This window comes from Conexibacter woesei DSM 14684 (assembly GCF_000025265.1).
In the GTDB taxonomy this organism is placed as follows: Bacteria; Actinomycetota; Thermoleophilia; order Solirubrobacterales; family Solirubrobacteraceae; genus Conexibacter; species Conexibacter woesei.
Genome location: NC_013739.1, coordinates 5,873,400 through 5,891,505, shown reverse-complemented (window position 1 = coordinate 5,891,505; position 18,106 = coordinate 5,873,400). Strand labels below are relative to the sequence as shown.

At 73.5% G+C, this 18,106-nt stretch carries 16 protein-coding genes; 6 read left to right on the top strand and 10 right to left on the bottom strand.

Features of this window, described 5'->3' with window-relative positions; all coding sequences use genetic code 11:
- Positions 1-2: 2 nt before the first annotated feature.
- The gene (locus tag CWOE_RS31640) at positions 3-1,139 is read left to right on the top strand and encodes a glycosyltransferase family 4 protein (protein ID WP_012936957.1); all 1,137 of its coding nucleotides are present in this window, start codon (positions 3-5) and stop codon (positions 1,137-1,139) included.
- Positions 1,136-2,062 carry a glycosyltransferase family 2 protein gene (locus CWOE_RS27630; protein WP_012936956.1) on the top strand — a complete coding sequence of 309 codons (927 nt, stop codon included), beginning with the start codon at positions 1,136-1,138 and terminating at the stop codon, positions 2,060-2,062. The genes CWOE_RS31640 and CWOE_RS27630 overlap by 4 nt, the downstream gene beginning before the upstream one ends.
- Positions 2,063-2,069: 7 nt before the next feature.
- Here the strand turns inward: CWOE_RS27630 and CWOE_RS27625 are convergent, their stop codons facing one another.
- Entirely contained in the window at positions 2,070-2,660 is a 591-nt protein-coding gene (locus tag CWOE_RS27625; RefSeq protein ID WP_012936955.1) for a class I SAM-dependent methyltransferase, read from the bottom strand.
- A 38-nt stretch (positions 2,661-2,698) separates the two neighbouring features.
- Here CWOE_RS27625 and CWOE_RS27620 point away from each other — a divergent pair, with 38 nt between their 5' ends.
- Entirely contained in the window at positions 2,699-3,835 is a 1,137-nt protein-coding gene (locus CWOE_RS27620; protein ID WP_041733861.1) for a glycosyltransferase family 4 protein, read from the top strand.
- A 36-nt stretch (positions 3,836-3,871) separates the two neighbouring features.
- Positions 3,872-4,843: a GDP-mannose 4,6-dehydratase gene (gene gmd, locus CWOE_RS27615; RefSeq protein WP_012936953.1), complete on the top strand. Its 972-nt coding sequence runs from the start codon at positions 3,872-3,874 to the stop codon at positions 4,841-4,843.
- Here the strand turns inward: gmd and CWOE_RS27610 are convergent.
- The 3 genes from CWOE_RS27610 to CWOE_RS27600 are packed head-to-tail and all read right to left on the bottom strand — an operon-like array spanning position 4,840 to position 8,017.
- Positions 4,840-5,973 carry a glycosyltransferase family 4 protein gene (locus CWOE_RS27610; RefSeq protein WP_236262183.1) on the bottom strand — a complete coding sequence of 378 codons (1,134 nt, stop codon included), beginning with the start codon at positions 5,971-5,973 and terminating at the stop codon, positions 4,840-4,842. The genes gmd and CWOE_RS27610 overlap by 4 nt on opposite strands.
- 8 nt (positions 5,974-5,981) lie before the next feature.
- Positions 5,982-6,983 carry a GDP-mannose 4,6-dehydratase gene (locus tag CWOE_RS27605; RefSeq protein ID WP_236262181.1) on the bottom strand — a complete coding sequence of 334 codons (1,002 nt, stop codon included), beginning with the start codon at positions 6,981-6,983 and terminating at the stop codon, positions 5,982-5,984.
- Positions 6,980-8,017: a Gfo/Idh/MocA family protein gene (locus tag CWOE_RS27600; RefSeq protein ID WP_012936950.1), complete on the bottom strand. Its 1,038-nt coding sequence runs from the start codon at positions 8,015-8,017 to the stop codon at positions 6,980-6,982. Before CWOE_RS27600 ends, CWOE_RS27605 begins: the two co-directional genes overlap by 4 nt.
- A gap of 43 nt (positions 8,018-8,060) precedes the next feature.
- Here CWOE_RS27600 and CWOE_RS27595 point away from each other — a divergent pair, with 43 nt between their 5' ends.
- Positions 8,061-9,158, top strand: coding sequence for a DegT/DnrJ/EryC1/StrS family aminotransferase (locus CWOE_RS27595; RefSeq protein WP_012936949.1), 1,098 nt, complete (start codon positions 8,061-8,063; stop codon positions 9,156-9,158).
- 3 nt (positions 9,159-9,161) lie between these two features.
- Here the strand turns inward: CWOE_RS27595 and CWOE_RS27590 are convergent, their stop codons facing one another.
- From CWOE_RS27590 to CWOE_RS27570, 5 genes are all read right to left on the bottom strand, one after another.
- Complete coding sequence (locus CWOE_RS27590) at positions 9,162-11,390, bottom strand: hypothetical protein (protein ID WP_012936948.1); 2,229 nt, start codon at positions 11,388-11,390, stop codon at positions 9,162-9,164.
- Positions 11,391-11,457: 67 nt separating this feature from the next.
- A complete protein-coding gene (locus CWOE_RS34390; protein WP_012936947.1) occupies positions 11,458-12,117 on the bottom strand; it encodes an acyltransferase in 660 nt (219 codons plus the stop codon).
- A complete protein-coding gene (locus CWOE_RS27580) occupies positions 12,101-13,309 on the bottom strand; it encodes a glycosyltransferase family 4 protein (protein WP_012936946.1) in 1,209 nt (402 codons plus the stop codon). The genes CWOE_RS34390 and CWOE_RS27580 overlap by 17 nt, the downstream gene beginning before the upstream one ends.
- A gap of 7 nt (positions 13,310-13,316) precedes the next feature.
- Positions 13,317-14,024: a hypothetical protein gene (locus CWOE_RS27575; RefSeq protein ID WP_012936945.1), complete on the bottom strand. Its 708-nt coding sequence runs from the start codon at positions 14,022-14,024 to the stop codon at positions 13,317-13,319.
- Positions 14,017-15,555, bottom strand: coding sequence for a DUF2142 domain-containing protein (locus CWOE_RS27570; RefSeq protein WP_041731090.1), 1,539 nt, complete (start codon positions 15,553-15,555; stop codon positions 14,017-14,019). Before CWOE_RS27570 ends, CWOE_RS27575 begins: the two co-directional genes overlap by 8 nt.
- A gap of 152 nt (positions 15,556-15,707) precedes the next feature.
- On the opposite strand from CWOE_RS27570, the gene CWOE_RS27565 reads away from it, so the two are divergent.
- Positions 15,708-16,892 (top strand): glycosyltransferase family 2 protein, encoded by a 1,185-nt coding sequence (locus tag CWOE_RS27565; RefSeq protein WP_012936943.1) that lies wholly within the window; start codon positions 15,708-15,710, stop codon positions 16,890-16,892.
- A gap of 13 nt (positions 16,893-16,905) precedes the next feature.
- Here the strand turns inward: CWOE_RS27565 and CWOE_RS27560 are convergent, their stop codons facing one another.
- Positions 16,906-18,102 carry a glycosyltransferase family 4 protein gene (locus CWOE_RS27560; protein ID WP_012936942.1) on the bottom strand — a complete coding sequence of 399 codons (1,197 nt, stop codon included), beginning with the start codon at positions 18,100-18,102 and terminating at the stop codon, positions 16,906-16,908.
- Between the last annotated feature and the right edge of the window lie 4 nt (positions 18,103-18,106).

Sequence of the window (18,106 nt, the reverse complement as noted above, 5' to 3'; positions counted from 1 at the left end):
GAATGGCCTCCGACGGAGCACCCCGGCGGGTCGTCCTGCTGCGCGGCACGGCCGCGAGCCTGTGGGACCTGCGGGCGTGGGAGCGGCTCGGCGACGACCATCGCGTGTCGGTCCTCGTCCCGGAGCGCAACGCCTATGACGTCACGACGCTCGAGCTGGAGAAGGTCCCGGTCAGAACGGCGGGCGGGCGGATGCCGCGCGGCACCGTCGGCCAGCTCGCGACGCGCGCCGTCGGCGAGCGCTACCTGAACCTCGAGCCGCTGCTGGCCGGCGCCGACGTCGTGCACGCGGCCGAGCTGGGGTACTGGTTCTCGTGGCAGGCGGCACGGCTCAAGCCCAAGCTCGGTTACAAGCTCGCGCTGACGGTGTGGGAGACGCTGCCGTTCGCGGACGCCTACCGCAACGTGCGTACGCGCCGCTACCGGCGCGACGTGCTGGCCGCGACCGATCGCTTCGTCGCGACGACCGAGCGGGCGCGCGACGCGCTGCTGCTGGAAGGCGCTCCGGCCGAGCGGATCTCCGTCTCCGCGCCGGGAATCGCGATCGACCGCTTCGAGCCGGCGCGCACGCCGGCGCCGCCGGCCGACGGACGGCATCTGCTGCTGTCGATCGGCCGCCTCGTCTGGGAGAAGGGCCATCAGGACCTGCTGCGCGCCGTCGCATTGCTGCGCGCCCGCGGTCGTGACGACATGCGCGTGCTGATCGTCGGCGTCGGCCCGGAGGAGAGACGGCTGCGCGGCGTGATCGCCGACCTCGGCCTCGAGGACGTCGCGGAGCTGCGCGGCTTCGTCGACCACGACGAGCTGCCGGCCGTCTACGCGCAGGCCTCCTGCCTGGTGCTCGCCTCGCTCGCGACGGCGCACTGGGAGGAGCAGTTCGGGATGGTGCTGGCGGAGGCGATGGCCGGGCACGTCCCGATCGTCGCCGCCGCGAGCGGGGCGATCCCCGAGGTCGTCGGCGAGAGCGGGACGCTGTTCGGCGCCGGTGACTGGGTCGGGCTCGCCGGCGTGCTGGAGACGGGACCGCTGGCGGATGCGCCGGGGGCGCGTCGCGTCCCCGCGGCGGAGCGCCTGGCGCGCTACTCGCGCGAGTCGCAGGCGCAGCGGCTGCGGGCGATCTACGACGACATGCTGGCGTGAGAGCCGACGTCGTCGTCGTCACCTGGCATGGCCGCGACGTGCTCGCGTCGTGCCTGGAGCACCTCGCCCGACAGACCGAGGAGCACCGCGTGATCGTCGTCGACAACGCCTCCGCGGACGGCACCGCCGAGCTGATGCGGACGCGCTTCCCCGAGCTGACGTTCCGCGAGCTGCCGCGCAACGTCGGCTTCGGCGCCGCGGTGAACGCCGGCGCGGCGCTCGGCGACGGCGACGCGATCGTGCTCGTCAACAACGACGTCGACGCCGATCCGGACTTCCTCGCACAGCTGCTGGCGCCGCTGCGCGAGCAGTCGCGGGCCGGGATGGTCGCCGGCATGACGCTGATGCCGGGCCGCGAAGCCGTCGACGCGTTCGGGATCCAGCTCGACGCCGGTCTGAGCGCGTACAACCGGCTGCGTCACGAACGATCGGACGGCGGCGCCGATCCCGGCCTGCTCGCCGGTCCCAGCGGTGGCGCCGCCGCCTACCGGCGGGTCGCGTTCGACGCCGTCGGCGGCTTCGACGAGACGCTGATCGCCTACGGCGAGGACGTCGATCTGGCGCTGCGGCTGCGCGCCGCCGGCTGGGAGGCGGCGGCGGCTCCGGCGGCGCGCGGCGTCCACCTCGGTGGCGCGACGATCGGCGTCGATTCCCCGCAGCAGCGCCGGCTCGCCGGCTTCGCACGCGGCTTCCTGCTGCGGCGCTGGGGCGTGCTGCGCTCGCGCGGAGCGCTGCACGCGCTGCTCGTCGAGCTGCTCGTCGTCGGCTGGGGGCTCGCACGCCACCGTACGCTCGTGCCGCTGCGCAGCCGTCTCGCCGGCTGGCGCGCGGCCGGTCGCGGCTCGCGCCGGCTGCCCGCCGGGGCCGTCGATGCGACGGTCTCGATCGGCGACGCCGTCCGCCGTCTGCGGACAGCGCGCTGACCCGCTGCTACGGGCGCGTCGCAGTCAGCCAGACGTTGCGCCGCATCAGCGGCAGCCACGCCAGCGCGACGAACGGCTGGGGGCGCCGTCTGCTGCGCGTGCGGGCGGAGATGATCCCGATGCCGGGCATGACCGATTCGTAGGCGACCCGTTCGACGGCGAAGCCCTGGTCGGCGAACAGCAGACGGAAGCTCTTGCGCGTGAAGGGGCGGCGGTGCGTGTAGTCGTCCCAGACCCAGCGCTGCGCGTCGGGCGAGGAGGCGAAGACGCGACCGCCGGGACGCAGCACGCGCAGCACCTCGGTCACGACGGCGACCGGGTCGGGAACGTGCTCCAGCAGGTCCTTCAGCACGACGCCGTCGAAGCTGGCGTCGGGAAACGGCAACGGCGCCGAGACGTCGTGCAGCTGCACGTTGCGTCTGCGTTCGTCCGCTGCGGCGACCGCGTCGGGAGATCCGTCGACACCGGTGTAGTCGCGGAAGTGGTCGGCGATCCAGCCGGTCCCGCAGCCGACGTCGAGCAGTCTCGCGTCCGGCGCGAAGTGCCGTGTGACGTCGCGGAAGTAGCCCGGTTGCTCGTGCCAGTCGAAGTAGCCCATGACGACGGCGCAGACTAACGACGCCTACGATGCCGTGCGTGCATGCACCCCTGAGAACCGTCGGCATCAACGCGCTGTTCCTCGATCCGGGCCGGTCCGGGGGACCGGAGACCTACCTGCGCGAGCTGGTCGGCGCGCTCGTCGAGGAGGCGCCCGGCGTCCGCTTCTCGATCGTCACGACGCGGCGCGGCGCGGCCGCGCTCGTGCGCGACGGCTGGCGCGAGCGGGTCGACGTGATCGCCCTCCCCGCCGACGAGGGCGAGCGCGTGCGGCGGCAGGTCGCCGAGCAGGTGCTGTTGCCGCGGCTGGCGCGGCGCCGCGGCTTCGACGTCCTGCACAGCCTCGCGAGCGTCGCCCCGATCCGCCCCGGCGTCCCGTCGGTCATCACGGTCCACGACGCGACCTTCTTCACGCACCGCACGTTCGGCCTGCTGACGACGCTCGGGATGCGCGTCATCGTCTCGCAGGCCGCCCGGCGCGCCGACGAGCTGCTGACCGTCTCGGCGGCGGCGCACGACCAGATCTGCAGCGTGATGGGCATCGCCCCCGAGCGGATCGCGGTCGTCCCGAACGGCGTCGGGCGGGCGAACCGCGTCGCCGCCGGCGACCACGCGGACGTGCGGGCGCGCCTCGCGCTCGACGGCGATCGGCTCGTGCTCTGCGTCGCGGCGAAGCGACCGCACAAGAACCAGGAGGTGCTCGTCCGTGCGGCGCCGCTGCTGGGGGAGCGCACGGACGTCGTGCTCGCCGGACACCCCGAGGCGTACGACGCCGAACTGCGGCGGATCGCGGCGGAGACCGGGGCACGGCGAGTGCGGTTCGCCGACTACGTCTCCGACGCCGATCTGGAGGCGCTCTGGGAGCTGGCCGACTGCGCGGTCTTCCCGACGCTCGTGGAGGGCTTCGGGTTGCCGGTGCTGGAGGCGATGGCGCACGGTGTCCCCGTCGCGTGCAGCGACATTCCGGTGCTGCGGGAGGTCGGCGGCGACGCGCCGTGCTACTTCGATCCGCACGATCCCGCGAGTGTCGCGGCGGCCGCGGAGCGCGCGATCGCGGAGTCGGAACGACGGGTCGCTCTCGGGCGCGAGCAGGCGGCCCGCTTCAGCTGGCCCGCGGCCGCCCGCGCGACGCTCGAGGGCTACGAGCGCGCGGTCGCCGCCCACGGCGCCCGCTGACGACGACCGCCCAGCCCGTTGCATAGGCTGCGGTCCATGTCATCCCCCAAGAGAGCGCTCATCACCGGGATCACCGGCCAGGACGGCTCCTACCTCGCCGAGCTGCTGCTCGAGCAGGGGTACGAGGTCCACGGGATGGTGCGCCGTGCCTCAACCGAGAAGTTCGACCGCATCGAGCATCTGCGGGATCGCATCACGCTGCACCAGGGCGACCTGCTCGACCAGCGCTCGCTCGTCGACACGCTCCGCGCCGCGCAGCCGAGCGAGATCTACAACCTCGCCGCGATGAGCTTCGTCGCGCTCTCGTGGGTCCAGCCGACGCTCACGGCCGACTTCACCGGCGTCGGCGTCACGCGCATGCTCGAAGCCGTGCGCGAGGCGGCGCCGGAGGCGCGCTTCTACCAGGCGTCCAGCTCGGAGATGTTCGGCAAGGTGCGCGAGGTCCCGCAGACCGAGCAGACGCCGCTCTACCCGCGCTCGCCGTACGGCGTCGCGAAGGTCTACGGCCACTTCATCACGATCAACTACCGTGAGTCGTACGACCTGCACGCGACGAGCGGGATCCTCTTCAACCACGAGTCGCCGCGCCGCGGGCTCGAGTTCGTGACGCGCAAGATCACCTGGCACGCCGCCGCGATCAAGCACGGCCTGAGGGACAGGCTGGCGCTCGGCAACCTCGACGCCAAGCGCGACTGGGGCTACGCGAAGGACTACGTCGAGGCGATGTGGCTGATGCTCCAGCAGGACGAGCCGGAGGACTTCGTGATCGCGACCGGCTCAACCCACACCGTCCGCGACTGCGTCCAGGTCGCGTTCGACGAGGCCGGGCTGGGCGATTGGGAGCGGTACGTCGAGATCGACCCGCAGTTCGTGCGCCCGGCTGAGGTCGACCTGCTGATCGGCGATCCGACGAAGGCGAAGGAGCAGCTCGGCTGGGAGCCGAAGACGACCTTCGAGGAGCTGATCCGCCTGATGACGCGCGCCGACCTGGAGCTGCTGGCGCGCTAGCCGCCGAGCGCGCGCTCGTACGCGCGCGCCGTCTCGCGCGCCGTCCGCTCCCACGAGAACGTGGCGGCGCGCGCGAGCCCCGCGCTGCGCAGGCGCGCGCGCAGCTCGTCGTCGGACAGCAGCCGCTCGACGGTGCTGCGGATCTGCTGCGGCTCGGAGGGGTCGAACAGCAGCGCCGCGTCGCCCGCGACCTCCGGCATCGACGCGCGGTCAGAGCAGGCGCCCGGGACGCCGCGCGCCATCGCCTCCAGCACCGGCAGCCCGAAGCCCTCGTAGAACGACGGGAAGACGTGCGCGGTGCAGGCGCGCCACAGGCCTTCGACGTCGGCGCGCGACAGCCAGCCGGGGAAGCGCACCTGCTCGGAGACGCCGCGCTCGACGGCGCGCGTCAGCAGCGTCGCCTCGTGCTCGGTCTCGTAGCCGGGCACGACCAGCAGCGGCCGTCGCTCGACGGGGATCTGCGCGAGCGAGTCGATCAGCCCTTCGACGTTCTTGTGCGGGCGCTTCGCCGCCAGGCTCAGCAGCAGCGGGCGCTCGCCGAGGCCGAGGCGCTCGCGCAGCTCGGGCTCGGGCGTCGCGGGGAAGTCCGCCGGCGGCAGCGTCGTCGCGAGGTGGACGACGTCGACCGCGCCGGGGTCGGTTCCGATGTATCTGACGACGTCGTCCTTCGTCGCCTGCGAGTCGGCGATCACGCGGCGTGACGCGCGCACCGCCGCCGGTACGAGCAGCCGCATGCCGAGCCCGCGCAGGCCGAAGTGCGCCTCCGGCGCGACCGCGTAGTGGAGGTCGTGGACGGTCGTGACGCGCGGCGGACCGCCGGCGAGGCGACCCGGACCGGTCGAAGCGAGGCTGTGCACGAGATCCGCTCTGACCCAGCTCGCCAGCCGCGGCACGTGGCGCTGCTCGCCCCACACCCACTGCTTGCGGTCGCGCGCGTCGACCGGCGCCACGACCGACTGCACGATGCCGTTCCACGGCGCGTCGCGGTCCTCGGCGGCGCGCCTGCTGACGATCGCCACCAGCTCGAGACCGGGGAGCGCCGCGAGCCGGGGCAGCAGCTCGCGGGCGTAGACCTCCATGCCTCCGGTCTCGCCGGGGACGAGGTAGACGAGGTTCAGGGCGACCCGCACCGCAGCGCTCACCTGGCTCCCGGCGCGGCGACACCGAGCCGCGCCAGGTCGGCGTCGACCATCTCCGCGACGAGCTGTTCGAACGACGTCCGCGGGCGCCAGCCGAGCACGTCGCGGGCGCGCGACGGATCGCCGACCGAAGGCCACTGCTCGGGCGGTCGCACGAAGCGCGGGTCGACCAGCACGCGGTCGCTGCCGTCCGCCGCGTGGCGTTCGACGCCTGCGGCGGCGAACGCCGCGTCGACCAGCTCTCCCACCGTGTGCGGCGTCCCGGACGCGAGGACGTAGTCGCCGGGCTCGTCGTGGCGCAGGGCGAGCACCATGCCCGCGACGACGTCGCGTGCGTGGGACCAGTCGCGCACGGCCGCCTGGTCGCCGAGCGTGAGCGTCTCCTCCCGCCCGGCCGCGATCGCGGCGACGCCGGCGGTCACCTTGCGCGGGAGGAACCGCTCGGGGCGACGCGGCGACTCGTGGTTGAACGTGATCGCCGAGACGAGGAAGCGGTCGTGGCGGGCGCGCAGCGCGCCGACGAGGCCGTGCGCCGCGAGCTTCGCGACGCCGTACGGGCTCCGCGGTCGCGTCGGCGCCGTCTCGGACTGCGGCGAGACGCCCGCGTCGCCGAAGATCTCGCTGGAGGCGGCGACCAGCACCCGGCAGGCGCGCGGCAGCGCGCCGGCGGCGGCGAGGACCGTCGCGGTGCCGGCGGCGATCGCGGCGACGACCTCGGTCGGGTCCTCCCACGAGTCGGGCACGAACGTCGGCGCCGCCAGGTGGTAGATCTCGTCCGGCTCGGCCTCCGCGATCGCGCGGCGGATCGACGCCCGGTCGAGCAGGTCGGCTCCGAGCAGCTTGACGCGGCCGTCGAGCTGCGGCAGTCCCGCGGTCGCGAACGTCTCGGGAGCCGGTCTGCGGACGGTGCCGAGGACCTCGTCGCCCGCGGCGAGCAGCTGCTCGGCGAGGTACCCGCCGTCCTGGCCGGTGACGCCGGTGATGAGCACACGCCGGCTCACCCGGCGGCCACGCTCCGGTACGCCGGCACGACGACCTCGTGCGTCGAGCCCGAGCGCTGGATCGCACGAGCGGTCGAGAGCGCCGCCGCGCCGTCGCGCGCGGTCACCGGCGCGACGCCGCCGTCGCGCACCGCATCGAGGAACGACTCCCACTCGACGCGCAGCGGCTCGCGCCGCTCGAGCGCATACCGCACCATGTCGCCCTCGCCGCCGCCGCGCAGGCTCGCGAGCGTGTCCCAGCGCGTCGCGCGCGTCGGGTGCTCGTGGAAGCGCAGCTCCTGCGTCAGGTAGTCGACGGTCAGCATCCCCTGCTCGCCCGTGACCGACAGCTGGCGCACCTTCGTCGGCGTCAGCCAGTTGACGTCGAGCAGCCCGGTCGTGCCATCGTCGAAGCGCATCGTGGCGCACAACATGTCCTCGCGCTCGCCGTCGAGCCGCTGCTCGGTCTCGGCGTACACACGCGAGACGTCGCTGCCGGTGAGGTACCGCATCACGTCGATGTCGTGCGTCGCGAGGTCGAGCGCGACGCCCTTCATCGCGTCGCGGTTGGGGAACGGGCTCAGCCGTCGCGCCTGCATCTGGATCACGCGTCCGACGACGCCCTCGTCGAGCTTGCGCTTCATCAGCCTGACGGCGGGGTTGAAGCGCTCGACGTGCCCGACGCACAGCACCAGGGCGCGCTCCTCTGCGCGCGCGGCAAGCGCCAGCGCCTGCTCCTCCGTGGGCGCCGTCGGCTTCTCGACGAGCACGTGCAGCCCGGCGTCGAGCGCCTCGCCTGCGGCCGTCGGCAGGTGCTCGACGGGGACCGCGACGGCCGCGAAATCGACCTCGTGCGCGGCGAGCGCCTCGGCGAGCGTTGCGTGGCTGCGCACGTGAGCGTAGGTCGCGGCGGCGTCCTGCCGGCGCTCCTCGCTCGGGTCGACTGCCGCCACGAGGTCTACGCCGGGAAGCGAGCTGAGCACGCGCGCGTGCAGGCTGCCCATGACGCCGAGGCCGACGACGACGCCGCGCAGGGCCGGAGGGGAGTTCGTCATAGCGCGCGACAGCTTAGCCGCCGCGTCGCGTAGATTCCGCGCGATGCCAGTCCCGCTGTTCGACACCAAGGGCCCGCTCGCGCCGCTGCGCGCCGAACTGCTCGCGCGGATCACGGAGGTCGTCGACGACGGGCGCTACATCCTCGGGCCCAACGTCGACGCGTTCGAGCGCGAGTTCGCCGCGTACGTGGGTGCCGACCACGCGGTCGGCGTGGCGAACGGAACCGACGCGATCACGATCGCATTGCGTGCGATGGGCGTCGGCCCGGGCGACGAGGTCGTCGTGCCGTCGTTCACCTTCTACGCAAGCGCGGAGGCGATCCCGCCGACCGGCGCGGTGCCGGTCTTCTGCGACGTCGACCCGGACACCTTCTGCGTGACGGCGGAGACGGTGAAGGCCGCGCTGACGCCGCGCACGAAGGCTGTGATCGCCGTCCACCTGTTCGGCAACGTCGCGCCCGTCGCGGAGATCGAGGCGCTCGGCGTGCCGGTGCTGGAGGACGCCGCGCAGGCGGCCGGCTCGACGTCGGCCGGCGGCCGCCCCGGCGCGCTCGGGACCGCGGCGACGTTCAGCTTCTTCCCGTCGAAGAACCTCGGCTGCTTCGGCGACGGCGGCGCGATCACGGCGCGCGACGCGGAGGTCGCCGATCGCGTGCGGATGCTGCGCTTCCACGGCTCGTGGGACAAGGTCACGTACGAGCACGTCGGCGTCAACTCGCGGCTCGACGAGCTCCAGGCGGCGGTCCTGCGCGTCCAGCTGCCGCATCTCGACGGCTGGGCCGACGGCCGTCGCGCCGCCGGCCAGCACTACGCCGAAGCCGGGCTCGGCGAGCTGGTCCAGCTGCCGGTGCCGGTGGAGGGCTGCGCGCCGGCCTGGCATCTGTACGTGATTCGCCACGCGCAGGCCGACGCGATCGCCGCCGCGCTCGCCGCCGCCGGCCACGGGCAGAAGGCGTACTACCGCACGCCGGTTCACCGTCAGCCGGCGATGGCGCGCTGGGGCGCCGGCACGTCGCTGCCCGTCACCGACGAGCTGGCCGCCACCCACCTCGCGATCCCGCTCAACCCGCTGCTGACGGCCGAGCAGGCGGCCGAGGTGACGGCGACGATCCGCCGCGCGCTCGACGCCGGACGCGGCTGACGGTCAGCCTGCGCTGCCTCTGCACGGTTCGAGCACGAGGTTGAACAGCCCCGGACGGCGCCACTCGCCATCGGGCAGTCTGCCCGCTCTCCCGTTCAGCGTGAGCGTCGTCGGCCGTCCCGCGGGCACGCGCACCGTGAACGGCAGCGGGGTCCCGGGGTTGGCGACGCCGCGCGGCGTCGTGAGGCCGCCGTCGAGCCGGTAGCGCACTCTGCGATCCGTCGTCGGGTGTTGGTTGATCAGCCCGCTGACGCAGCGTTCGTCGCCGTGCGGGTAGATGCGCGCCTGCATCGGCGTGTCGCCCCCCGCGAAGCGGTCCGGCAGCTCGCCGCGCAGCATCCACTCGGCGCGCAGCGGCGGGCGCAGCTGCTCTATGCCGGCCCACGGGAACCTCGGCTGCGCCGGCACCGGCTTGGAGTCGAACCCGATCAGCTCCTGCCCGGCGTTCGTCACGAGCACCTGCGGCACGGCGCCGCCGACGACGGTGTCGCCGGTTCTCCAGTCGACCGTCACGTCCGCCGCATGGGGTGGAAGGTCCGGATCGGGTCTGCCGAGGTCGCGGTTGACGGAGAAGCGGTAGCCGAGCGTCGAGTTGAACACCTGCAGGAACGGCACTTGTGCGGCGAGGTCCGGCCGGATGCCGCCGTCGGTCGCGAGCGGTTGCGCTGTGCCGATCGGCGACCGCGGCTCGCGGCCGCCGTCGACCGCGGCGTCGATGAACTCCAGGTCCGCTGCGCTGAACGAGTTCATCCCGAGCGCGGCGGTGAACTTGTCGGCCGGGTGGTAGGTCGCCGCGAGCTGATAGACGAGCAGGCTCGCGAGCACGGCGATCCCGACCGCCAGCGTGAGCCGGCGGTCGTGCGAGCGCCGCACCAGCAGCGTCAGCCCGATCGCGACCGCGGCGGCGATCAGGAGCACGACCACCGCGAGGAAGCCGCGGCCGCCGGAGAGGTACAGCGACAGGCGGCCGAGCAGGACGTCGCCGAAGAAGTGCGACGTCGGTGCCAGGAAGTACGTGTATATGTCCCCCGGCGGCCATCTGTACGACGACGCCACGAGCCAGGTCACCCCGGCGCCGCTCAGCGCGACCGACCACCACGGCGGCGGTCGGCGGACGATCGCGAGCGCCCCGGCGAGCACGAGCGGCGCGGCCAGCACGGCGAAGTAGCGATCCTCGTTGACGGTGTAGTAGTAGGCGTAGGAGAAGATGACGAGGTAGGCGAGCACCAGCCAGGCGAAGCCGCCCTCGACCGCATCGGTCGGCCGCACGAGCCCGCGGGCGAGCACCGGGATCGCGAGTACGAACGGCACGAGCGCGGTGCCGATCGCGAGATGCGAGAGCAGCACGCGGGTGTTGTCCCACAGCGTCGAGGCGTTCAGGTCGGGCGTCAGGCGCACACCGCCGTACAGCTCGCCGCCGAGCAGCGGGTCGATGCCGATCGCCAGCGCCACCAGCACGAGCACGAGCGCGCCCGGCGTCAGCAGCGGATGCCGGCGCAGCAGCGCCGCGGGGAGTGCGCGCAGCCACGCGCCGAGCCGTTCACCGGCAGGGCGCGCGAACCACGTCGTCGCGAGCACGGCCGGCACGAGCGCGGCGACGAGCGGCGCCCAGCCGATGCGAGCGAGGACCGTCGCGCCGAGCGTGACGACGACGAGCAGGTCTGAGACGACGCCGGGGCGGCGCAGCGCGCGCAGCAGCGCCCACAGCATGAAGCCGCAGCTCAGCGCGCCGACCGACGTGTTGAGCGTCACGATCCCGTAGAAGGCGAAGCTCCCGGCCGAGGCGATCATCGCGGGCGCGAGCGCCGTCCAGCGGCTCATCCCCAGCTGACGCGCCGCGAGCCACACGGGCACGACGACCAGCCCCTGCGCCAGCGCGGTCGCGATGTGGACCAGCTCGTACTGCCGCGTCGGGTCGTCGGTGGCGACGGCGGCGAAGGCCGACAGCCAGCTCGTCAGTCGCTCGGGTCCGCGCGCGACGGTTCCCTCGAACAGCCGGCTGACGAGATCCCCCTCGATGAAGCGCCCGAGCAGGACCGCGTTCGCCTCGTCGGTGAAGACCTGGCGGCTGTCGGCGCTGAAGTGCAGGAGCAGCCCGGTGACGACCGCCGTCCACGCGGCCAGCACGAGCAGCGGTCCGTGCCGGAGCAGCAGCGCGCGGGTGCGGTCCGCGCCGGTGGCCGGCGCGGCCGGCGTCGCGGGAGTGGAAGGTTGTCGCGCAGCGGCTGCCATCAGATCGGCTGCTGGAGGCTAGCGACTGCCGGCCGCGCGAGCCCCGGCGTCCCGACCCGGCCGCGCATCAGCGCGGCCGCCAGCGTTCGAGCAGCTCGTCGTCGCTGACGCGTCGTCCGGCGGAGGCGCGTGCGGGCACGCCCATCACCCGACCACGCGGGGGCACGTCGCGCGTCACGACGGCGCCGGCGGCGACGAACGCCTCCTCGCCGACCTCGACGCCCGGGGTCAGCACCGCGCCGCCGCCGATGCGGCAGGCGCGCCGCAGCGTCGCCCCGCGCAGCTGCGCGCCGGGCGCGTGACGGCCCATCGCGTCGTCGTTGGTCGTCATCGCGCACGGCCCGACGAAGACGTCGTCCTCGACGACGGAGAACGCAGTGATGTAGACCTGCGACTGGATCGACACGCGGGCGCCGATCGCGACGTCGTTGTCGATCCCCGATCCGCGCCCGACCACGGTCAGCTCGCCGATCGTCGCCCGCTCCCGCACCTGCGTCTGATCGCCGACGATCGCGCCGTCGCCGATCTGCGCGCCGGCATAGACGACGGCTCCGGCGCAGACCGTCACGTTCGCTCCGAGCACGAGCGGCGGCAGCTCCTGCGGGGGCCGGCCGGCGAGGCGCGGGACCTTCCCGAGCACCGCGTTCGGCTCGATCACGCAGCCGGGACCGATCACCGTCCCGGGCGCGATCACGGCCCCTTCCCCGACCTCATACCCGGCTGTCATGGCTCACCCGCCCGTGCTCGTCGTCTGATCCGCTCGCGTCTCCGAACAGCTCCGAACGGTACGCCGCGGCGACGTGGTCGAGCGAGCCGTCGAGCGACAGGCGCTGCGCGTTGCGGCCGAACCAGGCCGCCGTCGACTCGCGCAGCGCCGGGCCCGCGGCGCGCACGCGCAGGATCTCGGCGGCGAGCTGCTCCGGTGCGACCGATGGTGCGACGAAGCCGTTCTCGCCGTCGTCGACCAGCTCGACGGCAGCGTTGTCGGGCTCGCGCACGACGACGCTCGGGACGCCGCGTGCCGACGCCTCGACGACCACCATGCCGTACCCCTCGCGGCGCGACGGCAGCACCATGCAGAGCGCGCCGGCGAGCGTCTCCTCGACCTCCTCGGTCGAGACGAAGCCCGGTGCCCGCGCGACGTCGGACAGGCCCTCGTCGGCGATCGCCCGCAGCACGGCAGGCCGCTCCGGTCCGTCGCCCAGCACGACGAGCCGCAGCTCGGGCGCCGCGCGCTGCGCGTGGGCGAACGCGCGCACGAGCGCCGGCACGCGCTTCTCGGGGATGTGACGCCCGGCGAACGCGACGATCGGCTGCGCGGCCGCCGGGACGGGCTGGGCCAGCGAGCCGGCGTACTCGCCGGTCAGGATCGTCGGCTCGCCGCGCAACCCCTCGTCGCGCAGCCGCGCGGCATGCAGCCGCGAGAAGCAAAAGGCACGCTGCGGGACGCGCGCGCACAGCCGCTGCACGAGCGCGCCGACGGCGCCTCCCGCGCGGCCGAGGTACTCCGTCCAGTAGTCGCGGGACCACACCTCGTGCCAGTCGACGACGATGCGGAAGCGGTGCAGCGGCAGCACGACCGCGGCGGCCAGCAGCGAGAAGTACGGGAACGAGGCGGTGTGCACGACGTCGTAGCGACGGCCGTGGCGCAGCAGATGCCAGAGGACGCCTGCGCCGAACGCCAACGGCGGCAGGATGCGCCGGCGCCCGTCACCGGCGTACAGCCCCATCCGCGGGCCGACCACCCGCACGTCGACGCCCGCGACGCCAGCGTCCTCGCCGCGCTCCCACTGCCGCAGTGTCAGGTACGTGACGTCGTGGCCCTCGGCGGCGAGCCGCTCGGCGAGGTTGCGGTACCAGCGCTCGGCGCCACCGACGGTGTGCGGGAAGAGGCAGTCGTAGACGACGCAGACGCGCATCGGAGGCTCAGGCGTCGCGGCGGTCGTCGTCGGTGTCGTCGCGGACCGCGACGTAGAAGCTGCGCAGCACCAGGAACGGGACGCCGCCCGCGATCAGCGGCAGCAGCAGCCAGAGCGCCCACGGGCCGAGCGCGTTGAACGTCGCGACGCGGTCGACAGTCGTGCCGACGCTCGCGAGCAGGGTGGTCGGCTCGCGTCTGCGGAACGATGCGAGGAACGCGATCGGGACCGGTTCGCCGCCGTCGATGCGCGTGCGCGTCCGCTGCAGCACGCGCGGGTCGGCGGTCGCTGCGAGTCTCGTCGGCCGGCGTCCCTCGTTCGTGACGCAGATCGAGCCGAGCGCAGCGCGGCGGGGCGCGGCGACCGGCAGGTCGAGCGCATGCTCTCTCGCCGGCGTCACGCGGATGACGTCGCTGTAGCCGGGGGCGCGCAGCGCGACGCGCAGCGGCGGCGCCGGCAGCGGCTCGCCGAGGTCCACCAGCAGCTGGAGGACCTCGCCCTCGCGGTCGAACGCGATCTCGTCGATGCACGCCGTCTGTCTCGCCTGCAGCTCCAGCGTGGCGGGGGCACGGCCGCTCGGGACGGGCGTCGAGGTGAGCGCCTCGTTCTCGCGCGTCAGGCGCGGGACCACCTCGACCGCGAGCGCGACCACCAGCAGCGCGACCGCGCAGAGCAGCGCGAGCACCGCCGGGCGGCGGGCGATCCGCTCACGCATAGAAGCGCTCCACCGAGAGCAGCAGGCCGGACAGCTGCAGCACGATCCCGACCGCGAGCACGAGCGCGCCGAAGACCGCTCCGGCGCGACGCGGCAGCGAGCTCGCGACGAACGCGATCGCGAGCGCGAACGGCACGACGAGCGGCAGCATGTAGCGGCCGACGATCAGCGGGTCCGGCGCGCCGAGCAGCGCGAGGTACGAGACGAGATGCAGCAGCGCGATCAGCGAGACGCAGATCCCGAGCAGGCCGAACGCGACGTGGCGCACCGGACGCAGGTCGGCGCGGCGCAGGTACGCCGCGACGACGAGTGCCACGAGTCCCAGCAGCACCGCGACCTGGAGCGCGTCGTAGACGCGCTCGGGGAACCGCACCTCGAGCCAGCCGAAGGCGCCGAAGAACGTCTCGACGTACATCTGGTGGAAGCCGTAGTCGGGTCCGATCGCCGGTTGCATGAAGGGCAGCTTGGGCAGGTAGAACTGCCACACCAGCGAGAGCAGCTCGGGCGGGCTGAAGCCGCCCTGGTTGATGTAGTCGGTCTGGTTGCCGTAGAGCGACCCGCCGCCCGACGCGGACGTGAAGAAGCGGAAGACGGCGAGCCCGAGCACGAGCACGAGCGCGCCGGCGCCGCTCCAGCGCAGCGTCGAGCGCAACGGCGGCCGGTGGTGCCAGAAGGCGAGCGCGAGCACGATCGCGAGCGCGGGCAGCAGCGCGAGGCCGCGGCCGTGCGTCAGCGAGGAGGCGGCGGCGAGCACGCTGAGGCCGAGCACGCGGCGTGCGCTCGGACCGCGCACGAGCGTGCGGACCGCGAGCGCCGTGAACGCCGACCAGACCGCGACGAGCATCATGTCGGCGTTGACGATCCCGGCCATCGACGTCAGCTGCGGCTGCAGCGCGACGATGCCCGCCGTCAGCGTGCGCACCCAGACGCGCGCGCTCAGCTCGGCGGCGGCCAGCCAAGCGAACGCGACGGTCAGCACGAACAGCAGCGCGCTCGCGAGACGGGTCGCGAGCAGCCGGTCATAGAGCGAGTCGCCCGGCGACACGCGATATGCGACAGCCTCGTAGGCGTAGTACAGCGGCGGGTTCTTGGCGATCGGGTTGGCGCCGTCGCCGTCGCCGCGCTGGGACGGCGTCACCTGCCGCTCGAACGCGCGCCAGCGCTCCTGGTCGGCGTCGTTCCACAGCGGCAGCGCCTCCGGCACGGCCATCATCGCCCGCAACCCGAGTCTGTCGAGCGCGAACGTCTCCTCCGAGGAGTGGCTGCCGGCACCGCTGAACGTCGTCGAGGACGGGGCGCTGCCCGTCTCGGCGAGGTGCTGGACGTAGGCGAAGTGCTCGGACTCGTCCGGCCCCTGGAACGGCGGCAGCACGAGCGCCCACGCGACTGCGAGCAGCGTCGCCGCCGTCAGCACGAGCACGAGCGGCTGCGGCACGGCGCGCGCGCGCCGTGCGATTCGGGACAGCGCGAGACGGAGCGGCTCGGCCAGCTGCAGCGGCCGAGTGGCGCGCGGGTCGCGTGAGGCTGCCATGCGGTGCGTCAGCGTAGCGGGTGTCGCCGCCGGGCAGAGCGCGGCGGCCTCGCGCGCGGAGGCTCCCGCCGTCGCATCCGCTAGCATGCCGCGATCAGGTGGATCCCCACGTCGCCGCAACTTTCGCGCGCGAGATCCGTCTGAGCCTTCCGATGACGACCGCACAGAGCGAGAACGCAGCCACGGAGACGCGGCCCCTCGACGAGACGGCGCTGCGCGTCTCCGTCGTGATCCCCTGTCTCAACGAGGCGGAGAACATCGAGCAGTGCATCGCCGCCGCGCGCGGCGTGCTCGAGCGCAACGGGATTCCCGGCGAGGTCGTCGTCGCCGACAACGCGTCGGAGGACGGCAGCGCCGAGCTGGCCGAGGCGGCCGGCGCGCGCGTCGTGCGCGAGCCGCGGCGTGGCTACGGCAGCGCCTATCTCGCCGGCTTCGCCGCCGCTCGCGGCGACTACATCGTGATGGGCGACGCCGACCTCACCTACGACTTCAACGAGATCCCGCGATTCCTCAGAGAGCTGGACGACGGCGCTGACATGGTGATCGGCGACCGGATGAAGAACATTCATCCGGGCGCGATGCCATGGCTCCATCGATATGTGGGCAATCCGCTGCTGTCGGGCTTCCTCAACCTGCTCTTCAGAACCGGGGTCAGCGACGCGCACTGCGGCATGCGCGCAGTGCGGCGCTCGGCGCTCCCGCAGCTGGCGCTGCGCACGACGGGGATGGAGTTCGCCTCCGAGATGGTGATCCGGGCGGCGAAGGAGAAGCTCGATATCCGCCAGTTCGACATCGAGTACCACCCGCGCGGCGGCGAGTCGAAGCTGTCGAGTTTCCGCGACGGCTGGCGGCACCTGCGCTTCCTGCTCGTCCACTCGCCCAACCACCTGTTCATCCTGCCGGGCGCGGTGATGGCGCTGCTCGGCGCGCTGATCGCGCTCACGGTCGTGGCGAACATCAACCTCTTCGGCCGCGAGTGGGACCTGCACGCGCTGATCGCCGGGGCGCTGCTGATGATCGTCGGCACGCAGGTCGTCGCGCTGGGGCTGTGCGCCCACGCGTACGGGACCTACTTCATGAACGAACGCGATCCGTGGTTCGACCGCATGCGAGCTCGCTACAGACTCGAGCACGGATTGCTGCTCGGCGGCGCGATCGCCCTCGTCGGCCTCGCGATCGCCGCTGTGATCGTGATCGAGTGGATCGATCGTGGCTTCGGCAGCCTCGGTGAGGAGAGACTCGCGATCGTCGCGCTCACGCTCGTGATCGTCGGCATCCAGGTCTTCTTCTCCTCGTTCCTGCTCAGCATCCTCGGCCTGCGCCGAGCGGACGACTGACGGTCAGACGGTGTCAGGCGGCGGCGCGCAGCGCCGTCCGCAGGCCCTGCTCGACCTGCTCGGCCGCGTGTGCCCACGTGCGGTCGCGCGCCCACGCCACGCCCGCCTCGCTGCGCTGCGCGCGCAGCGAGCGATCCTCGAGCAGCCGTTCGAGCGCGTCCGCGAGCGCGATCGGGTCGAAGCGCGCCAGCTCGACGCCGCCGCCGGAGCCCCACTCCGAGCGCGTGCTCGGCCGCTCGACGTCGACGCACGGGAGCCCGCACGCGAGCATCTCCTGCGGCACCAGTGACGGGTTCGTCAGCGACAGCACCATCCCGACCGTCGCGCGCGCGTAGGCGTCGGCCAGCTGGCTGGGAGTGAGCAGCCCGAGCTGCTCGGCACGAAACGGCGCCGGCACCGGCGTGGGCGAGCCGAACAGCGCCAGCTCGACGTCAGGCCGTCGCCGCTGCAGCTCGTCGAGCGCGAGCAGCCCGAGCGGGATCGCGCGGCGCGCGGTGCTCACGCGGGCGTAGAAGAGCACCCGTCGGTCGCTGCGGGCAACCTGCGGCCGGACCGTGTAGCGGGCGTGGTCGATGCCGAGGTCGAAGTGAGTCGCGGGCGCGCCATGGCGCTCGCGCAGCAGCTCGGCCAGCCAGCGGCTGGCGGCGATGCAATGCAGGCCGAGCCCGTAGGTCGCGGCGGCCCATTCGCGCTCGGCGGAGGTCGGGTAGAACTCCGGCTCGTGGTCCTGCACGAGGTAGGCGCGACCGCGGCAGCCGCCGAGCAGCGCCACGCGGTACGCGGTCGGCCAGCTCGTCGCGACCACCACGTCGGCGCCGCTCCAGCGCGCGAAGCCTTTGTGGACCGGGCCGGCACAGGCGCCGAACTGGGCGTGCAGCTCGCGCGCCACCGCGGCTTCGTCGAGCGCGGCGTGTCGGCCGGTCGGGTCGTCGAGCCAGATCGAGCAACGGTGGCCGCGCGCCTCGAGCCCGCGCACGACGTTGAAGATCGTCTGGTGCCCGCCGCTGCCGCGCGGGTACCACGGGATCACGACCGCGACGTCGAGGCGATCGCGCTCGGCCGCCGCGCCGGCGCCGGCCGCCAGCGGCGCGGGCGATCCGCGCAGCAGCTCGGCGACGGCCGCGAGAGCGGTGAAGGGCGACTCGTCTACCGGCGGCGCACCGCCGCGCAGTCGGCGGACGATGCGAGGCAGCAGCGGACGCGGGGTCATCGCG

What these genes read in the sequence shown, in the direction of transcription:
- CWOE_RS31640 (WP_012936957.1), top strand. Translation starts at nt 3, where the DNA reads ATGGCCTCCGACGGAGCACCCCGGCGGGTCGTCCTGCTGCGCGGCACG.
- CWOE_RS27625 (WP_012936955.1), bottom strand. Translation starts at nt 2,660, where the DNA reads ATGGGCTACTTCGACTGGCACGAGCAACCGGGCTACTTCCGCGACGTC.
- gmd (WP_012936953.1), top strand. Translation starts at nt 3,872, where the DNA reads ATGTCATCCCCCAAGAGAGCGCTCATCACCGGGATCACCGGCCAGGAC.
- CWOE_RS27600 (WP_012936950.1), bottom strand. Translation starts at nt 8,017, where the DNA reads ATGACGAACTCCCCTCCGGCCCTGCGCGGCGTCGTCGTCGGCCTCGGC.
- CWOE_RS27595 (WP_012936949.1), top strand. Translation starts at nt 8,061, where the DNA reads ATGCCAGTCCCGCTGTTCGACACCAAGGGCCCGCTCGCGCCGCTGCGC.
- CWOE_RS27590 (WP_012936948.1), bottom strand. Translation starts at nt 11,390, where the DNA reads ATGGCAGCCGCTGCGCGACAACCTTCCACTCCCGCGACGCCGGCCGCG.
- CWOE_RS34390 (WP_012936947.1), bottom strand. Translation starts at nt 12,117, where the DNA reads ATGACAGCCGGGTATGAGGTCGGGGAAGGGGCCGTGATCGCGCCCGGG.
- CWOE_RS27580 (WP_012936946.1), bottom strand. Translation starts at nt 13,309, where the DNA reads ATGCGCGTCTGCGTCGTCTACGACTGCCTCTTCCCGCACACCGTCGGT.
- CWOE_RS27575 (WP_012936945.1), bottom strand. Translation starts at nt 14,024, where the DNA reads ATGCGTGAGCGGATCGCCCGCCGCCCGGCGGTGCTCGCGCTGCTCTGC.
- CWOE_RS27570 (WP_041731090.1), bottom strand. Translation starts at nt 15,555, where the DNA reads ATGGCAGCCTCACGCGACCCGCGCGCCACTCGGCCGCTGCAGCTGGCC.
- CWOE_RS27565 (WP_012936943.1), top strand. Translation starts at nt 15,708, where the DNA reads ATGACGACCGCACAGAGCGAGAACGCAGCCACGGAGACGCGGCCCCTC.
- CWOE_RS27560 (WP_012936942.1), bottom strand. Translation starts at nt 18,102, where the DNA reads ATGACCCCGCGTCCGCTGCTGCCTCGCATCGTCCGCCGACTGCGCGGC.